Source organism: Salinispora tropica CNB-440 (assembly GCF_000016425.1).
Taxonomy (GTDB): Bacteria; Actinomycetota; Actinomycetes; order Mycobacteriales; family Micromonosporaceae; genus Micromonospora; species Micromonospora tropica.
The window spans coordinates 4,446,296-4,463,976 of sequence record NC_009380.1; the positions used below are offsets into that span (position 1 = coordinate 4,446,296).

The window sequence follows — 17,681 nt, forward strand, 5'->3', positions numbered from 1 at the left end:
CCGGGTGGGTGGATCAGGCCAGCGGAAGGTAGACGCGACCGCCGGAGGCTACGAACTCCTCTGACTTGTCCTTCATGCCACGCGCCGCGTACTCCTTTAGCTCCTGGGTGATTTTCATGGAGCAGAACTTCGGGCCGCACATCGAACAGAAGTGGGCCGTCTTCGCCGGTTCGGCGGGCAGGGTGGCGTCGTGGTAGGCGCGCGCGGTCTCCGGGTCCAACGCGAGGTTGAACTGGTCCTCCCAGCGGAACTCGAATCGTGCCTTGGAGAGCGCGTCGTCCCACGCCTGGGCCCCCGGGTGCCCCTTGGCCAGGTCCGCGGCATGCGCAGCGATCTTGTACGCGATCACGCCGGCCTTCACGTCGTCCCGGTCCGGCAGCCCGAGGTGCTCCTTCGGGGTGACATAGCAGAGCATCGCCGTACCGAACATTCCGATCATCGCCGCGCCGATGGCGGACGTAATGTGGTCGTACGCCGGCGCGATGTCCGTACTCAGTGGGCCGAGCGTGTAGAACGGCGCCTCGTGACACCACTCCTGCTGAAGGTCCACATTCTCCTTGATCTTGTGCATTGGTACGTGCCCCGGGCCCTCGATCATCACCTGGACATCGTGCTCCCAGGCGACCTTCGTCAGCTCACCGAGGGTCCTCAGTTCGGCGAACTGCGCCTCGTCGTTGGCGTCCGCGATGGAGCCGGGGCGCAGCCCGTCGCCGAGCGAGAACGTCACGTCGTAGCGGGCCAGGATCTCGCAGAGCTCCCGGAAGTTCGTGTAGAGGAAGTTCTCCTCGTGGTGGGCCAGGCACCATGCTGCCATGATCGAACCACCACGGGAGACGATCCCGGTCACCCGCTCCACGGCGAGCGGCACGTACGACAGCAGCACTCCGGCGTGCACCGTCATGTAGTCGACGCCCTGCTCGGCCTGCTCGATGACCGTCTCCCGGAACACCTCCCAGCTCAACTTCGCCGGATCGCCGCCCACCTTTTCCAACGCCTGGTAGATCGGCACGGTGCCGATCGGCACCGGGGAGTTCCGTACGACCGCCTCGCGGGTTTCGTGGATCCGCTTGCCGGTCGACAGGTCCATCACGGCGTCCGCGCCCCACCGGGTCGCCCAGGTCAGCTTCTCCACCTCCTCGGCGACCGAGGAGGTGACCGCCGAGGTACCGATGTTCGCATTGATCTTTACCAGGAACGCCTTGCCGATAATCGCCGGCTCGCACTCCGGGTGGTTGACGTTCAGCGGCAGCACGGCCCGGCCGGTCGCGATCTCCTCCCGCACCAGCTCCGGCGCGACCCCCTCGCGGATCGCCACGAACTCCATCTCCGGCGTCACCACACCCGACCGGGCGTACGCCAGCTGGGTCGGCCGCTGACCGTCCACTCCCGCCAGCGGCGTACCGGCGCCCCGCACCGGGGCGACGTCCCCACGAGACGCGATCCACTTGCCGCGCATCGGCGGCAGCCCCACCTCCGGTTCGGATCCCGGCCCCGAAGTGTCGTAGAGCCGCACCGGCGGATTGTCTCCGGTCAGGTCGACCTCGGCGAACGGCACCTGAATATCCGGCCGCGACCCCTCGACGTAGACCTTGCGACGTTTCTGCATGACAGCCTCCCTGTAGGTCAGACGGACCAGCTGAAGTGATCGAGCGGCCCGGGTCCCGCGCCCAACTCCCAGTCCCGAGCGCCGATCAGCGCCCGGGTCACGTACTCCTTGGCGGCCGCGACCGCCACCGGCACCGCATCACCGCGGGCGAGCCGGACGGCGACGGCCGCCGAGAACGAGCACCCTGTCCCGTGGTTGTGCCGGGTCGGCACCCGAGAAGCGCGGAGCAGGGTGGTGCCACCCTCGCCGTGGAGCACGTCGACCGCCGGTTCGCCAGCGTCCCCGTCACCACCGGTGACCACGACATACTCGGGTCCGCCGGCGGTGAGTGCCGTCGCGGCGGCGACCATCTCCTCGACCGTGTCAACCCGGCCTCCGGTGAGGGCCGCGGCCTCCGCCCGGTTCGGCGTCGCCACCTGAGCGAACGGCAGCAGCCGCTCCACCGCCGCGACCGCGCCCAGCCGGTGCCCGCTGGTGGCCACCAGCACCGGGTCAACGACGAGGTGAGGTAGGCGGCCGTCCCTCGCCGCGACAGCGACCACCTCGGCGACGGCTGGGCTACCGAGCATGCCGGTCTTCACCGCCCGCACCGAGAAGTCGGCGAGCACGCTCTCCAGTTGGTCGGTCACGGTCTGCGGGGGCAGCGGCAGGACGGCGTCAACGCCGCGGGTGTTCTGCGCGGTGACGGCGGTGACAACGCTGGTGCCGTACGCCTCCAGCGCGGCGAAGACCTTCAGGTCGGCCTGAATGCCGGCGCCCCCACCGGAGTCCGAGCCAGCGATGGTGAGGACGGTACTCGGCGTCACCGCTTTCCTCCACTGGGGACGGTGTTGAAAACCCCCTGAAGGGCGGTGGCTACCGCACGCGGGTCCTCGGCACGCATGATCGCACCCAGTACCGCCACCCCGACCGCTCCCGCCGTCACACAGTCGCGCACCTGCCCGGCCGTCCCGATCCCGCCCAGCGCCACGACCGGCACCGGGCTGGCCTCAATCAACGTTGCCAGTCCGGCCGGGAGTAGCGGCGGACCGTAGCCAGGCTTCGTCCGCGTCGGAAAGATCGGGGAGAGAGTGGCGTAGTCCTCGGTCGTGAGTCGACCCAACTCCGCCTCGTCATGGCAGGAACGGCCGACCAGGCCAGGCCGCGGTGGCGGATACGGACCAGCCGCCGACAGGTGAACGGCGCTTCCGCCGAGCGGGTCCGGGCCGGCAACGAGCAGGGTGCCACCGACCGGTGTGAGGACCCGGCGCAGGTCCCCGGCGAGGGCGGCCCGCTCGGCCCGCGGCAGATCCCGTTCCCGCAGCACCACCCAGCGCACGCCGCCGGCCACGGCGTCGGCGACAACCTCGACGAGCGGTCGTCGCGCCGCCCGGCGGTCGGTGAGCACCACCAGGCCGGTCGGCCCGGTCACAGCTCTGGCCGCCCGTCGTCCGGGGTGGAGGCGAGGGCGTGAAAGCGACGCGGAATCCGGCCGGCTCGGTACGCGAGCCGGCCGGATTCGACCGCGTACCGCATCGCCGTCGCCATCGCCACCGGATCGGCGGCCCGAGTCACCGCGCTGGCCAGCAACACCGCGTCGCAGCCCAACTCCATGGCGAGCGCCGCGTCGGAGGCGGTGCCGATCCCGGCATCCAAGATCACCGGCACCTCCACGCTCTGCCGGATAAGCCGGATGTGATGCGGATTCGACACTCCGAGCCCCGATCCAATCGGAGCACCCGCCGGCATCACCGCCGCGCAGCCGACATCGGCGAGCCGACGCGCCAAAATCGGGTCGTCCGAGGTGTACGGCAGCACGGTGAACCCGTCGGCGACCAGCTCCTCCGCGGCCCGTAACAACTCCACTCCGTCGGGCAGCAGGGTGCGTTCGTCGCCGATCACCTCAAGCTTCACCCAGTCGGTCTCGAACGCCTCCCGGGCCAGCTGGGCCACCTTCACCGCCTCACCTGCCGTGTAGCAGCCGGCGGTGTTTGGTAGCAGCCGGACCCCGCAGCGGTCGATCAGGTCCAGTAGGCCACCCGCGGCGCCCCCGGTGGTGTCGACCCGGCGCAGCGCCACGGTGACCAGGCCGGTGCCGGAGGCCCGGATCGCCTCTTCCAAGACGGTGAGGTTGGCGGCCCCGCCGGTGCCAAGAACCAGACGCGACGGGATCGGCACCCCACCCAGTTCGAAGGTCACCCCGCTCACCCGCCCTGCGCGGCGCTGAGCACCTCGACCCGGTCACCGTCGCGCAGCGGGGTGGCCGGCCAGCCACCGCGCGGCACGACCTCGCCGTTGACGGCGACAGCCAGGCCACGCTCCTGGTCGGTCACCACCCGGACCAGGTCCGCGAGGGTTGTCCCGGCGGGCAGGCTACGCCCGGCGCCGTTGACCATCAGTTCCACGACTCCTCCTGTGGGGTCAGCGCAGCCGCGGCGGATCCGCGCGCCGGGGCGGCGGTGTCGGGCGGGCGGGATGCGACCCGCCCGAGGCGTTGCGGGGTGAAGGGAGCGAGCAGCGGATCCGGCGTACCGGTGGCGATCAGGTCGGCGATCAGGTCGGCGGTGACCGGGGTCAGCACGATCCCGTGCCGGTGGTGCCCGGTCGCAGCGAGCACCCCGGGCCGTCCGGGGAGTGGACCAAGGATCGGCGCGTTGTCCGGGCTGCCCGGACGGAGCCCGGCGAGTGCCTCGATCAGCTCGTACTCGGCCACCTCGGGCACCAGGTCGGTGGCGGCCCGAAGCAACCGCAACACCGCACCGCTGGTCACCATGGTGTCGGTGCGCTCCTCCGAGGTCGCCCCAACCACGACCTCCCCGTCCTGCCGAGGAACGAGGTAGACCTGCTCCCCGTCAGCGAATCCCCGAATCACGTGCTGGAAGCCCGGCCCGTCGGGAGCGCGGAGCCGAAGCACCTGCCCCTTGACCGGGCGGACCGGCAGCCCGGTCAGCGCGGCGGTGCCGCACCCGGCCGCGACCACCGTGGTCCCCGCGGTCACCTCGGTCAGCCGCTGGACCGGAGTCGGCACCAGGACTCCCCCCGCCCGCTCGGTGGCGGTACGCAACGCCGACACCAGCCGCCGCGGGTCCACCTGGTGATCGGTACCGGCGTAGGCGCCACCCCGCGTGCGGGGTGACAGGGCCGGCTCGCGATCTCGCAGTTCGGAGGGGCGCAGTGGGGTGACCGGCAGCCCCAGCCCCTGCTGGTACGCCCAGAGCCGGCGGGCCACCGCGAGATCGTCGGTGGTGAGCCCGACCATCAGCGTGCCCTCGCTGCGGTAGCCGAGGTCGGTGCCGGAGGCGGCGGCCAGCTCAGCGGCGAACGCCGGCCAGCGCGCCGCCGACTCAGTGAGCAGGCCGGTCAGCTCGTGCTCCCCGAAGTACGCCTCGGCGACCGGCGCGAGCATCCCCGCGGCGGCGTACACCGCACCCGAACCGGGATCCGGATCGTGCACGACGACCCGCAACCCACGCACCGCGCACCGCCAGGCGATGGCCAGGCCGATCGGTCCCGCACCGACCACCGCCACATCGGGAGGGAATTCGCTCACCACGTCAGCGCCTCCAGCAGCGCGGCGGTGGCACCGGCGGGGTCGGCAGCGTGCGAGAGCGCGCCGATCACCGCCACTCCGTACGCGCCCGCTGCCCGCAGAACGGGCACGTCCGCTGCCGTCACTGCCCCGATGGCGATCACCGGCACGCTGACCGCGGCGGCGACCACTCCGACCCCCGCCACCCCGATCGCGGGCGGTAGACCCTCCTTTGAGGTGGTGGGATGCACCGGCCCGACCCCGAGGTAGCTGGCCCCGGCAGCGACCGCCTCGACAGCGGTGTCGGCGTCGCGAGCGGTCACGCCGAGGACGGCGGCGGAGCCGAGCACCGCGCGGGCCGCGCCGACCGGCAGGTCGTCGGCGCCCACGTGTCCACCGGCAGCACCAACCGCCAGGGCCACGTGCAGCCGATCGTTCACCAGGCAGGTCGCGTCGTACCGGGCGCAGAGCGCGATCACCCGGCGGGCCAGGTCGTACGCCTGCCGGTCGGTCGCATCGTCGGCCACCCGGACCTGGACGACCAGTTCGGTGCGGGCCACCGACAGGGCCGCCTGCACCACGGTGAGTGGGTTTCGCCCAGCGCGGGCGTCGGTAATCAGATGTAAGCGTCCAAGGGACGACACGGCAACTCTCCTCCCTGCGCCGGCACTACCCGGATCAGGTTCGACGGTCGGGGGCTCCCAGCCCCCCTCTCAGCCCGGTCTACCGGGCTCCCGCGGGTCACTTGCCTGCCACCGTACGGCAGCCGCCATGAGGCTGCCAAGACGGCCCCGGGCGGGGCCGTCTTGGCCAGGATGTGCACCAGCGGCTGCCGGAGGCGCTCCGGACGCGGCTCGGCCTCCCATCGTCGAGACGGGAGGAGGCCGAGTTCTTCACCCTCTAGCTGTCGAGCACCGCTCGCAGGGCCGCCAGATCGTCGGCATCGGGCGACCAGGCACCCGCCGCCGCGTTGGCCCGAACCTGGTCGGCTTTGGTGGCGCCGGCGATGACCGAGGTCACCGCGGGCTGGGCGGCGAGCCCGCCGATGGCGACCTGAAGCAGGCTGAGCCCGCGCTCGGCGCCGTAGGCCTCGAGCGCCTCGATGGTGTCCCACTCGGCGGCGGCCAGCCGGGCCGCGTACCGGGCGCCACTGGCGAGGCGACTGTCCGACGGAGCTGACTCGCCCCGCTTGTACTTGCCGGTGAGCAGGCCGTTGGCGAGGGGGAAGAAGGGCAGCAGGCCCAGCCCGAACCGCTCACACGCCGGGATGACCTCAGCCTCGACGCCCCGTTCGACAAGGGAGTAGTGATTCTGCGCGGAGATGAACCGGGTCCGCCCCCGCGACCTGGCGGTCCAGTCCGCATCGGCGAGCTGCCAGCCGTCGAAGTTGGAGTTGCCCAGGTAACGCACCTTGCCGGCGGTTACCAGATCGTCCAGTGCGGCGAGCGTCTCGTCGATCGGAGTGCCCGGGTCCGGCTGGTGCATCTGATACAGGTCAATGTGGTCGGTGTTGAGTCGACGCAGCGAAGCCTCCACCGCCCGCATGATGTAGCGCCGGGCCCCGCGGGCGCCGTGGTCCGGTCCATTACGGCCGTCCATGTCCATGCCGAACTTGGTGGCGATCACCACATTGTCCCGGCGCCCCTTGAGCACCTCGCCAAGGAGTTCCTCGGAGCCACCGGGCGAGCTACCGTAGATGTCGGCGGTGTCGAATAAGTTGATCCCGGAGTCGAGGGCCGCCTCCACCACCGCCCGGGTCCCGTCGAGGTCGATTCTGCTGCCAAAGTTGTTGCAGCCGATGCCGACTGCGGACACCACGAGCCCGGAGTCGCCCAGTCGGCGATACGTCATCTCAGTCACGAATCCACCCTATGCCGAGCCTGCTCAGGCCACCTCCCAGACCGGCTCGGCGGCCTCCACCACCTCGCCGTCCCCTTGGAACAGCAGAAACCGATCAAACGAACGGGTGAACCATCGATCGTGGGTCACCGCCACCACCGTCCCCTCGAACGCGGCCAGACCCGATTCAAGCGCCTCCGCGGAGGCCAGGTCCAGGTTGTCCGTCGGCTCGTCGAGCAGCAGCAGGGTCGCCCCGGACAACTCCAGCAGCAGCACCAGGAAGCGGGCCTGCTGGCCACCGGAGAGGGTGCCGAACCGCTGGTCCCCCTGCCCGGCCAGCTCGTACCGGGACAACGCCGCCATCGCCGCGTGCCGGTCCAAGCCGGCGCGGTGCTCGTCGCCCCGCCAGAGAATGTCGACCAGCACCCGCTGCATCAGCTCCGGCCGGTCGTGGGTCTGGGAGAAGTGCCCGGGTCGGACCCGGGCACCGAGGCGGGCCACCCCGTCGTGCCCGACGGGTGCGAGACTCGCAGCGCCGTCCACCGGCTGATTCATCGGATCGGGGTCCGTTCCGCCCCGGGCGATCAGGCGGAGGAAGTGCGACTTTCCGGTCCCGTTGGCACCGAGCACGGCGACTCGGTCGCCATACCAGAGCTCCAGGTCAAAGGGGTAGGTCAGACCGTCGAGCTCCAACTGCTCGCAGATCAGGGCACGCTTGCCGGTCCGGCCGCCGGCCAGCCGCATCCGGATGTCCTGCTCCTTCGGCGGTACGGGTGGTGGCCCGGCCTCCTCGAACTTACGCAACCGGGTCTGGGCGGCCTGGTAGCGGGAGGCCATACCGGAGTTGTACGCGGCCTTCTGCTTGTACATCAGCATCAGTTCACGCAGCTTCTGGTGCTCCTCGTCCCACCGCCGACGCTGCTCGTCGAGGCGGTCGTGTCGGGCGAGGCGGGCCTCGTGCCAGCTGGCGAAGCCACCCGGATGTACCCATGCGCTGCCACCCTCGACGGCTACCACCCGGTCCGCGGTGCGGGCCAGCAACTCCCGGTCGTGCGAAACGTACAGCACCGACTTGCCCGACTCCCGCAGCCGCGCCTCCAACCAGCGCTTCCCGGTCACGTCGAGGAAGTTGTCCGGCTCGTCGAGCAGGAGCACCTCTTCGGGACCACGCAGCAGCAGCTCCAGGGCGAAGCGCTTCTGCTGCCCACCGGAGAGCGTCCGGACCGGACGGTGCCGCGCCGTGTCCCACGGCAGGTCGAGCACGATCGTGGTGACGGTGTCGAAGAGCACCTCGGCGTCGTACCCGCCGGCCTCCCCCCAGGCGGCGAGCGCCTCCGCGTACGCGAGCTGGGCCTTGCCGGCAGCGGTGCTGTACTTGCCGCGCACCTCGGCCGCCCGCATCGCTGTCTCGGTCCCGGCGACCCGCTGACCAGCCTCGCGCAGCCGGGGCGGGGCGAGGGAGAGAGCCAGGTCAGCGAGGGTTGACTCATCGCCGATCATTCCGATGAACTGACGCATTACGCCCAGCCCGCCGGCCCGGGCGATCGTGCCGCGCTGCACCGGCAGGTCGCCGGCGACCATCCGCAGCAGCGTCGTCTTTCCCGCACCGTTCGGCCCGACCAGGGCGACCTTCGCGCCATCAGCCACCCGGAACGACACATCTGCGAAGAGCTGTCGCCCGTCGGGCAGCCAGTGCCCAACGGCTGCCACGTCTACGTAACCCACGCTGGCATCCTGCCGGGCCAACACGGCCGGGCCAACTCGTTTTACCGGGCCAACCCGTTCATCGGGTCACCCGCAGCACCCGGTAGCCCTTCTGGCTCGCCGGCCGCGCGACCTGCCAGCCCCGTTCGGACAGCCAGCGGTGTAGCGAGTCACCACCGAGGTGGCGGGCGACGACCAACCAGGCCACCCCGCCCGGCGCCAGCCGGGGCAGCCAGCGCAGCAGAAGCTGGTGCAGCTCGTTCTTGCCGATCCGGATCGGCGGATTCGACCAGATCTGATCGAACGTCACCGCTGCCGGAACCGCATCCGGCGGAGCGACCCGGACCCGGCCCGCCGCGCCGACCCGCGCGGCGTTGGCCGTGGTCAGCTCCCGAGCCCGCTCGTTGACGTCGACGGCCCAGACGGTGGCCGACGGCACCGAGGTGGCGAGCACACAGGTAATCGGTCCGAAGCCGCAGCCGAGGTCGAGCAGGTGACCGGTGCTGTCCGGTGCCGGGAGCTCGGCCTTGCGCAGCAGCACCGCCGTCCCCGGGTCGAGACGCCCGGCGGAGAAGACACCACCGGCGGAGGCCAGGGTGTAGTCGCGTCCCGCCGCGGAGAACACCACCTCCCGGGGTTGGGCGGCAGTCGCCGGTTCAGCGGTGAAGTAGTGGTCGCCGGTCACACAGCCGATTCTCGCACCGGCCCCGCCAGCGCCCCGCCTCAGGCCTGCGGCGGCACCCGCAACCGGCGGGTCAGGGTAGCCCGGCGGGCATACTCGGACGGGTCATCCGGGTAGCCCACCGCGACCAGGGTCAAGCCGTGCGCCGGAGCGACGTTCACCTCGCTGGCGCGCTCCCGACGGGTGAGCAGACCGGCCGGCCAGTCGGCTGGGCGGCGGCCGTCCCCGACGGCCAGCATCGCACCGACCAGACTGCGGACCATCGCCTGGCAGAAGGCGTCGGCCTGCACGGTCGCCACGAGAGTCCCGTCCGGGGCACGCCGCCACTCCAGCCGGGTCACCTCCCGCAGCGTCGTCGCGTTCTCCTTACGCCGGCAGTACGCGGCGAAGTCATGCTCCCCCACCAGCCCGTCGGCGGCCACGTTCAGCGCGGCCAGGTCGAGCCGGCTCGGCCAGGCCAGGGTGTCGTGACGACGCAACGGTTCGGCACCCCAGGGCGCGTCGGTGACCCGGTACTCGTACCGCCGGAAGGTCGCCGAGAAACGGGCGTCGAAGTCGTCCGGCGCTTCCGTCATCGCCCGTATCCGCACGTCGGCGGGGAGCAGCCGGGCCAGCCGCCGCAGCAGGGTGTGCTCGTGCCGATGCCACACCTCGGTCAGGAGGTCGACGTGGCAGACCTGCCCGGTGGCGTGCACACCGGCGTCGGTCCGGCCGGCGACGGTCAGTCCGGTCGCCGCGCCGACGCCGAGCACCAGGTCAAGCGCCTGCACGAGGGCACCAGCGACCGTACGCCGCTCCGGCTGGACCGCCCAGCCGGAAAAGTCGGCGCCGTCGTACGAGACATCCAGCCGTACCCGGGTGCGCTCCTGCACTCGTGTCCCCTTCCGCGCGTCGGGCCCGACACCCAGCTGGGTGTCGGGCCCGACGGGAGCCTGGCCGATCAGGCCTTGTTCTGCTCGTTGTTCTCCTCGACAGCGAGGTCGCTGTCGGCGCGGGCCGCGGCGGTGTCACCCGAGACCGAGACGGGAGCCTCAGCGTCCTGGTCGCCGCTGGTCGGCGCCGGGGTCTCCTCAGCTGGGGCCAGTGCCTCGACCTTGTCCTGCTGCGCGGCCTTGCGGCCGGCGGTCTTCTTGTTCGCCTTCGGCTGCGCGACCGCCAGCTCCTCGACCAGCTCGATGATCGCCATCGGGGCGGCATCGCCCTTACGCGGGCCGGTCTTCACGATCCGGGTGTAGCCACCGTTGCGGTTGGCGTACCGGGGCGCGATCTGCTCGAACAGGGTGTAGACCACGTCCTTGTCCTTGACGACCCCGAGCACCCGACGCCGGGAGGCCAGGTCACCGCGCTTGGCCTTGGTGATCAGCTGCTCCGCGAGCGGGCGCAGCCGCCGGGCCTTGGTCTCGGTGGTCTGAATCTTGCCGTGCTGGAACAGCGACATGGCCAGGTTGGCCAGCATCAACCGCTCGTGCGCCGGGCTGCCGCCGAGGCGGGCACCCTTGGTGGGCGTGGGCATTCTCGGTGCTCCTCGTCAATCCTCAGCCGCGCTTACAGCTGCTCAGTCTCGCGGTAGTCCTCGGTGTCGTAGTCGGCCTCGCCGAAGGCGTCCACGACGTTCGCCGGGTCGAAGTTCGGGGCCGAGTCCTTCAGCCCCAAGCCCATCCCAGCGAGCTTCATCTTGACCTCGTCGATCGACTTCTGGCCGAAGTTACGGATGTCGAGGAGGTCAGCCTCGGTACGCCCAATGAGCTCACCAACGGTGTTGATGCCCTCGCGCTTGAGGCAGTTGTAGGAGCGGACGGTGAGGTCCAGCTCCTCGATCGGCAGCGCCAGATCCGCTGCCAGCTGGGCGTCCTGCGGGGACGGCCCGATGTCGATGCCCTCTGCGGTCTCGTCCAGCTCCCGGGCCAGGCCAAAGAGCTCGACCAGCGTGGAACCGGCCGAGGCCAGGGCCGTACGGGGCCCCATCGACGGCTTGGACTCGACGTCAATGATCAGCCGATCGAAGTCGGTCCGCTGCTCGACCCGGGTCGCCTCGACCCGGTAGGTCACCCGGAGCACCGGCGAGTAGATCGAGTCGACCGGGATCCGACCGATCTCGGCACCCGCCTGCTTGTTCTGCGCCGCGGTGACGTAGCCACGGCCCCGCTCGACGGTCAGCTCCATGTCGAGCCGGCCCTTGCCGTTGAGGGTGGCGAGCTTCAGGTCCGGGTTGTGCACCGAGACGCCAGCCGGGGGCTGGATGTCACCCGCGGTCACGTCACCCGGGCCCTGCTTGCGCAGGTACATGCTGACCGGCTCGTCGTGCTCGGAGCTGACGCAGAGCTCCTTGATGTTCATGACGAGCTCGACCACATCCTCCTTGACCCCGGGGATCGTGGTGAACTCGTGCAGCACACCATCGATCTTGATCGAGGTCACCGCCGCGCCGGGAATGGACGACAGCAGCGTCCGGCGCAGCGAGTTACCCAGGGTGTAGCCGAAGCCGGGCTCCAGCGGCTCGATGGTGAACCGGGACCGGGTCTCGTTGATCGACTCCTCGGAGAGCGAGGGTCGCTGGGAGATGAGCATCTCTTCTCTTTTCTTCCGGGGCGCCCGCCATATGACGCCCACGACACACCGTTGTGGTGGTCCGCCCCGCGGGGCGGACCACCACCCGAGCTCCTACTTGGAGTAGAGCTCGACGATCAGCTGCTCCTGGACCTGGGTGTCGATCACCTGGCGGCTCGGGAGCGAGTGCACGAGCACCTTCATCTGGCTCGGAATGGCCTCCAGCCACGCCGGCACGCTCTTGGAGCCGGACTCGGCCTGCGCCACCAGGAACGGGGTGAGCTCCTTGCTCTTGCCCCGGACCTCGACGATGTCGTGCTCCTTGACGCGGTACGACGGGATGTCGACCTTCTTGCCGTTCACCACGAAGTGACCGTGCTTGACCAGCTGCCGGGCCATGTCCCGGGACTTGGCGTAGCCGGCCCGGTAGACCACGTTGTCCAGCCGCGACTCGAGGATCTGCAGGAGGACCTCACCGGTCTTGGCCTGCTTCGCCACGGCCTCCTCGTAGTAGCCGCGGAACTGCTTCTCCAGCACGCCGTACACCCGGCGGGCCTTCTGCTTCTCGCGGAGCTGGAGCAGGTACTCCGTCTCCTTCGTGCGGCCGCGGCCGTGCTGTCCGGGCGGGAACGGCCGGGACTCGAACGGGCACTTCGGGCCATCGCACTTGCTGCCCTTGAGGAACAGCTTCATCTTCTCCCGCCGGCAACGGCGGCAGTCAGCACCGGTGTAACGAGCCATTTCTTCCTAACCTCTCAGACCCGGCGACGCTTCGGCGGACGGCACCCGTTGTGCGGCTGCGGAGTCACGTCAGAGATCTGACCGACCTCCAGGCCGACGGCCTGCAGCGAACGGATGGCGGTCTCCCGGCCGGAGCCGGGGCCCTTGACGAACACGTCGACCTTGCGCATGCCGTGCTCCATCGCGCGACGCGCGGCGGCCTCGGCGGCCAGCTGCGCGGCGAACGGAGTCGACTTGCGGGAGCCCTTGAAGCCAACCTGGCCGGCCGAGGCCCAGGAGATGACCGCACCGGTCGGGTCCGTGACGGACACGATGGTGTTGTTGAAAGTGCTCTTGATGTGCGCCTGGCCGTGGGCGACATTCTTGCGTTCCTTGCGCCGGACCTTCTTGACGGCGGCTCCGGCACGAGCCTTCGGTGGCATAAGTCTTCTGCGCTCCTATTACTTCCTGCCGGGCTTCTTCTTGCCGGCGACGGTCCGCTTCGGGCCCTTGCGGCTGCGGGCGTTGGTTCGCGTCCGCTGACCACGAACCGGTAGGCCCCGGCGGTGCCGGATACCGGCGTAGCAGCCGATCTCGACCTTGCGACGGATGTCCGCGGCGACCTCGCGGCGCAGGTCACCCTCAACCTTGTAATTGGTCTCAATGTGGTCGCGGAGCTGCACGAGCTCCTCGTCCGTGAGGTCCCGGGCGCGCTTGTCCGGCGAGATGCCGGTGGCGGCGAGCGTCTCCAGGGCGCGGGTGCGACCCACGCCGAAGATGTAGGTGAGCGCGATCTCCAACCGCTTCTCGCGGGGGAGATCAACGCCGACTAGCCGTGCCATGTGCGGGCGTACTCCTCGTGGTTTCTGGCGGAGGTGTGGTCCCGTTCCATCCCGCTACCGACCATCCCCGTTCTCCGACGCCTACCGACGCCGACGAGCGGTTCAGTCGCTGCCCGAGCGGGCCCCGGCCTCCGACCGGGGGTTAACCACGACGAGGTACGCGCTGCGCACTCGTGCGGCTGGAACGAGCATGTGCTGTGTTGTGACGAATCTGCGGCCGGGGCCGGTGTCGACCAGTCGCGGTGTCACGACCGGCCGGACAGTCAGCCCTGACGCTGCTTGTGGCGCGGGTCGGCGCAGATGACCATGACCCGGCCGTGCCGGCGGATCACCCGGCACTTGTTACAGATCCGCTTGACGCTCGGCTTGACCTTCACGGTTGCCTTACTTCCGATCTGGCCCGGCGACGCGGCGAGCGCGGCTCCGGGCGACGAAGACGGACACGGGATTCACCCGGCCGCCGTCAGGCTTACTTGTAGCGGTAGACGATGCGCCCTCGGGTCAGGTCGTACGGCGAAAGTTCGACGACGACCCGGTCCTCCGGCAGGATACGGATGTAGTGCTGCCGCATCTTGCCGCTGATGTGAGCCAGCACCTTATGCCCGTTCGCGAGCTCCACCCGGAACATGGCGTTCGGCAGGGGCTCGATGACCCGGCCCTCGATCTCGATGGCTCCGTCTTTTTTCGGCATGTCCTCCGCTGTCCTGACGTCGGTTGCTCCGGACGGCCCACAACGTCTTTCACGGGATGACTGATCGAAATCAGGTGACCCGCGCCAGCCGCGGCTCCAGCACCCGCCGAAGCGCGGGCGGGCATGCCGGAGTGGACGCTGTGCGCCGATCAGAAAGTGTACGCCGGCCCGTACGCCGTCGCCAAACCGACCACCCGACCCGGCGGTTGACCTCGCCGAACCGGACGATCGGGCAGTCATCGCCGCCCCCGTCCGGGTGCTGGAGAGCGGGCCCGACCGACACGCTGGCCCCCACCGGAGGCCCGGAGCCGTCACCACCTGGGGATGTCACCAGCTGGGGGTGTCACCGTCCGGCGTGTGACCAGCCGGAGCAGGAGAGGATCGCCCGGACCACCCCTGCCACCACCTTCTCGCCGGCGGGGCACCGGCGACGCCCTCCGCGACGCTCAGCGCGAAATCGATCGGCAAACGTGGCCAGCAGGCCGAGGTTCCGAGCCGGTCCCGAGCCTCCGGTCAGGCGGTAGTCGCTGGTTGCCGGGCGGTTACCAGGTCGCCGAGGCGCTCACGCCCTCCGTCGACCGCGGTGAGCACCCACACCCCATCCGGCAGCAGCGCCATGCTGTGCTCCACGTGCACCGCCCGGGAGCCGTCCCGCGTCACCACCGTCCAGCCATCGGCCAGCTCAGCCGTCCGGGGCGAGCCCAGCGTGATCATCGGCTCGATGGCCAGCGCCAAACCCGGCACAAGCCGGGGGCCCTTGCCCGGGCGACCGTGGTTGAGCACGTGCGGATCCTGGTGCATCTCGGTGCCGATACCGTGGCCGCCGTACCCGTCGACGATGCCGTACCGCCCGCCCTTGCGGACCGCCGTCTCGACGGCGTGGGAAATGTCGGTGAGCCGTCCCTTCCCGCCCGCGGCGCCGCGGGCGGCCGCGGCGATGCCGGCCCACATCGCGTCCTCGGCGACCGCCGCCATCGTCAGCAACGCCGGTTCCACGTCGCCCACCGCGACGGTGATCGCCGCATCCCCGTGCCAGCCGTCCAGCACCGCACCACAGTCGATGGAGATGATGTCCCCGTCCCGGAGCACCTGGGTGGGGGCCGGTATGCCGTGCACGACCTGCTCGTTGACGGACGCGCAGATCGAGGCAGGGAAGCCGTGGTAGCCCTTGAAGGACGGGGCCGCCCCCGCCGCCCGGATCGTCGACTCGGCGATCGCGTCCAACTCCGCGGTGCTGACGCCGGGAGCCACCGCCTCCCGCATCTGGTGCAACGCCTCCGCGACCACCAACCCGGCGGCGCGCATCTTCTCGATCTGGTCAGGGGTCTTCAGCTGGATATCCAGCTGGGGACGACGCATCGGGGTAAACCTTTCTCACCGAAGAGCGGAGCACGTCGCCACGTACCCCGCTGCCGGTTCTCTATCCGCGGTGCTGGGGCTCAGCCGCTGTAGGACCGCAGCGCGTCGATTGCACGAACGGTGACGTCCTCCACCGGGCCGGTGGCGTCAATGCCCACGAGTTTGCTCTGGGCACCGTAGTAGTCCACCAGCGGCGCGGTCTTGTCCGCGTACTCCCGCAACCGGGTGGCGATGGTTTCCGGCTTGTCGTCGTCGCGCTGGAAGAGCTCGGCGCCACACCGGTCGCAGCGCCCCTCCTGGCTGGGGGCATCGAACTCGACGTGCCAGACCTTGCCGCAGCCCCGGCAGGTACGCCGACCGGAGAGCCGCCGAATGACTTCGTCGTCGTCAACCACCAGCTCCAGCACCAGATCAAGCGCGGTGCCCAGGTCGACGAGGAGCTTGTCCAGTGCGGCCGCCTGCGGGGTGGTCCGCGGGAAGCCGTCGAGGAGGAACCCTTCACCGGCATCCGGTTCGGCGAGCCGGTCCCGGACCATGTTGATGGTCACCTCGTCCGGCACCAACTCGCCGGCGTCCATGTAACGCTTGGCCTGAACCCCGAGGGGCGTGCCCTGCGAGACGTTGGACCGGAAGATGTCTCCGGTCGAGATTTTCGGCACCGCGAGGTGCGCGGCGACGAACTCTGCCTGCGTGCCCTTACCCGCACCCGGCGGGCCAACCAGAACGAGTCTCATCTACCGCAGGAACCCTTCGTAGTTCCGCTGCATCAGTTGGCTCTCGATCTGCTTGGTGGTCTCAAGACCGACACCAACCATAATCAGCACGGCGGTACCACCGAACGGGAAGTTCAGGTACTGCTGGCGGTCGAGCCAGATGAAGAAGAAGTTCGGCAGGATCGAGACGACGGCCAGGTAGAGCGCGCCGGGCAGGGTGATCCGACTAAGGATGAAGTCGAGGTAGTCGGCGGTCGGCTTGCCCGGACGGATGCCCGGGACGAAGCCGCCGTACTTCTTCATGTTGTCCGCTACCTCGGTCGGGTTGAAGGTGATCGAGACGTAGAAGTACGTGAAGAAGATGATCAGCAGGAAGTAGACCACGATGTAGATCGGGCTGGTCGGATCGACCAGGTTGTTCTGGATCCACACCTGGGTCCGGCCCGGGTCGGTCTGGTCGAAGAACTGCAAGGCCAGCTGCGGCAGGTAGAGCAACGACGAGCCGAAGATGACCGGAATGACACCGGCCTGGTTCACCTTCAGCGGGATGTAGGTGGACGTGCCGCCGTACATCCGCCGACCGATCATCCGCTTGGCGTACTGCACCGGGATCCGGCGCTGCGACTGCTCGATGAAGGTGACCGCAGTGATGATGACCAGCACCAGGGCGATGACGAGCAGGAACTTGGCCCAGCCCTGGCTCTCCTTGATCGTCCAGCCTTCGGCGGGGAGCCGAGCCGCGATCGAGGTGAAGATCAGCACGGACATGCCGTTACCGACGCCCCGGTCGGTGATCAGCTCGCCGAGCCACATCACCACACCGGTTCCGGCGGTCATCGTCATGACCAGGATGCTCAGGGTCAGCCAGTCCGGGATACCGGTCCCTTCCGGGATGATCGGGAACTGGTCGCACTGGTTGTTAAAGAGCTGCCCGGAGCGGGCCAACGCCACGAAGGCCGACGCCTGTAGGACACCGAGCCCAAGGGTCAGGTAGCGGGTGTACTGCGTAATCTTCGCTTGGCCGGCCTGGCCCTCCTTGCGGAGCTGCTCCAGCCGGGGGATGACCACAGTCAACAGCTGCAGGATGATCGACGCGGTGATGTAGGGCATGATGCCCAGCGCGAAGACCGAGAGCTGCAGCAACGCTCCACCGGAGAAGAGGTTGAGCAGGTTCAGTACGCCGGTGCTGCCCTGCGTCGCATCGATACACTTCTGCACGTTGGTATACGACACGCCGGGACTGGGCAGCGCAGCGCCGAGGCGGTAGATCGCGATGATCCCGATCGTGAACAGCAGCTTCTTGCGCAGGTCAGGCGTACGGAACGCACTGAGAAAGGCAGACAGCAACTTCTTCCTCCTGCGCGAAGGCCGCGTGGCCATTCGCCAACACGGGCACCATCAGACTGGCGACCTAGACGACGCCGAGATCACACCTTAACAGGCTGGCCCAACACCACACCACTGGGTGCC

Annotated in this window: 21 protein-coding genes and 1 riboswitch; all 21 genes read right to left on the minus strand. The window is 69.6% G+C overall.

All coding sequences use genetic code 11. The features are described from left to right. Positions 1-13: 13 nt before the first annotated feature. Positions 14-1,606 carry a phosphomethylpyrimidine synthase ThiC gene (gene thiC, locus STROP_RS19535; RefSeq protein WP_012015088.1) on the minus strand — a complete coding sequence of 531 codons (1,593 nt, stop codon included), beginning with the start codon at positions 1,604-1,606 and terminating at the stop codon, positions 14-16. A gap of 17 nt (positions 1,607-1,623) precedes the next feature. Next, positions 1,624-2,412: a bifunctional hydroxymethylpyrimidine kinase/phosphomethylpyrimidine kinase gene (gene thiD, locus STROP_RS19540; RefSeq protein ID WP_012015089.1), complete on the minus strand. Its 789-nt coding sequence runs from the start codon at positions 2,410-2,412 to the stop codon at positions 1,624-1,626. Further along, positions 2,409-3,017 (minus strand): thiamine phosphate synthase, encoded by a 609-nt coding sequence (locus tag STROP_RS19545; RefSeq protein ID WP_012015090.1) that lies wholly within the window; start codon positions 3,015-3,017, stop codon positions 2,409-2,411. The genes thiD and STROP_RS19545 overlap by 4 nt, the downstream gene beginning before the upstream one ends. Further along, a complete protein-coding gene (locus STROP_RS19550) occupies positions 3,014-3,793 on the minus strand; it encodes a thiazole synthase (RefSeq protein ID WP_018831284.1) in 780 nt (259 codons plus the stop codon). The genes STROP_RS19545 and STROP_RS19550 overlap by 4 nt, the downstream gene beginning before the upstream one ends. Beyond that, a complete protein-coding gene (thiS, locus tag STROP_RS19555) occupies positions 3,790-3,990 on the minus strand; it encodes a sulfur carrier protein ThiS (RefSeq protein ID WP_012015092.1) in 201 nt (66 codons plus the stop codon). Before thiS ends, STROP_RS19550 begins: the two co-directional genes overlap by 4 nt. Beyond that, a complete protein-coding gene (gene thiO, locus STROP_RS19560) occupies positions 3,981-5,138 on the minus strand; it encodes a glycine oxidase ThiO (RefSeq protein ID WP_012015093.1) in 1,158 nt (385 codons plus the stop codon). The genes thiS and thiO overlap by 10 nt, the downstream gene beginning before the upstream one ends. Beyond that, positions 5,132-5,758, minus strand: a complete 627-nt coding sequence (locus STROP_RS19565; RefSeq protein WP_012015094.1) for a thiamine phosphate synthase — start codon at positions 5,756-5,758, stop codon at positions 5,132-5,134. The genes thiO and STROP_RS19565 overlap by 7 nt, the downstream gene beginning before the upstream one ends. Next, positions 5,753-5,862, minus strand: a riboswitch (TPP riboswitch). (Overlaps the previous gene by 6 nt.) Positions 5,863-6,014: 152 nt before the next feature. Further along, positions 6,015-6,965, minus strand: coding sequence for an aldo/keto reductase (locus STROP_RS19570; protein ID WP_043535482.1), 951 nt, complete (start codon positions 6,963-6,965; stop codon positions 6,015-6,017). Positions 6,966-6,998: 33 nt separating this feature from the next. Beyond that, a complete protein-coding gene (locus STROP_RS19575) occupies positions 6,999-8,678 on the minus strand; it encodes an ABC-F family ATP-binding cassette domain-containing protein (protein WP_018831286.1) in 1,680 nt (559 codons plus the stop codon). A 58-nt stretch (positions 8,679-8,736) separates the two neighbouring features. Continuing rightward, on the minus strand, positions 8,737-9,342 hold the full coding sequence (locus tag STROP_RS19580) for a class I SAM-dependent methyltransferase (protein ID WP_012015097.1): 606 nt from the start codon (positions 9,340-9,342) through the stop codon (positions 8,737-8,739). A gap of 38 nt (positions 9,343-9,380) precedes the next feature. Beyond that, complete coding sequence (gene truA / locus STROP_RS19585) at positions 9,381-10,211, minus strand: tRNA pseudouridine(38-40) synthase TruA (protein ID WP_012015098.1); 831 nt, start codon at positions 10,209-10,211, stop codon at positions 9,381-9,383. A gap of 68 nt (positions 10,212-10,279) precedes the next feature. After that, entirely contained in the window at positions 10,280-10,852 is a 573-nt protein-coding gene (gene rplQ / locus STROP_RS19590; protein WP_012015099.1) for a 50S ribosomal protein L17, read from the minus strand. A gap of 32 nt (positions 10,853-10,884) precedes the next feature. Then, positions 10,885-11,907 carry a DNA-directed RNA polymerase subunit alpha gene (locus STROP_RS19595; RefSeq protein ID WP_018217041.1) on the minus strand — a complete coding sequence of 341 codons (1,023 nt, stop codon included), beginning with the start codon at positions 11,905-11,907 and terminating at the stop codon, positions 10,885-10,887. Between the two features lie 93 nt (positions 11,908-12,000). Beyond that, positions 12,001-12,627 (minus strand): 30S ribosomal protein S4, encoded by a 627-nt coding sequence (gene rpsD / locus STROP_RS19600; protein WP_012015101.1) that lies wholly within the window; start codon positions 12,625-12,627, stop codon positions 12,001-12,003. 14 nt (positions 12,628-12,641) lie between these two features. Next, positions 12,642-13,049 (minus strand): 30S ribosomal protein S11, encoded by a 408-nt coding sequence (gene rpsK / locus STROP_RS19605; protein ID WP_012015102.1) that lies wholly within the window; start codon positions 13,047-13,049, stop codon positions 12,642-12,644. Positions 13,050-13,067: 18 nt separating this feature from the next. After that, positions 13,068-13,448, minus strand: a complete 381-nt coding sequence (gene rpsM / locus STROP_RS19610; protein WP_012015103.1) for a 30S ribosomal protein S13 — start codon at positions 13,446-13,448, stop codon at positions 13,068-13,070. Between the two features lie 263 nt (positions 13,449-13,711). Then, entirely contained in the window at positions 13,712-13,825 is a 114-nt protein-coding gene (rpmJ, locus tag STROP_RS19615) for a 50S ribosomal protein L36 (RefSeq protein ID WP_012015104.1), read from the minus strand. A 92-nt stretch (positions 13,826-13,917) separates the two neighbouring features. Further along, complete coding sequence (gene infA / locus STROP_RS19620) at positions 13,918-14,139, minus strand: translation initiation factor IF-1 (RefSeq protein ID WP_007073013.1); 222 nt, start codon at positions 14,137-14,139, stop codon at positions 13,918-13,920. 513 nt (positions 14,140-14,652) lie between these two features. Then, positions 14,653-15,498 carry a type I methionyl aminopeptidase gene (gene map, locus STROP_RS19625; RefSeq protein WP_012015106.1) on the minus strand — a complete coding sequence of 282 codons (846 nt, stop codon included), beginning with the start codon at positions 15,496-15,498 and terminating at the stop codon, positions 14,653-14,655. A gap of 80 nt (positions 15,499-15,578) precedes the next feature. Next, the gene (locus STROP_RS19630) at positions 15,579-16,232 is read right to left on the minus strand and encodes an adenylate kinase (RefSeq protein ID WP_012015107.1); all 654 of its coding nucleotides are present in this window, start codon (positions 16,230-16,232) and stop codon (positions 15,579-15,581) included. Then, positions 16,233-17,558 carry a preprotein translocase subunit SecY gene (secY, locus tag STROP_RS19635; protein ID WP_012015108.1) on the minus strand — a complete coding sequence of 442 codons (1,326 nt, stop codon included), beginning with the start codon at positions 17,556-17,558 and terminating at the stop codon, positions 16,233-16,235. Positions 17,559-17,681: the final 123 nt, after the last annotated feature.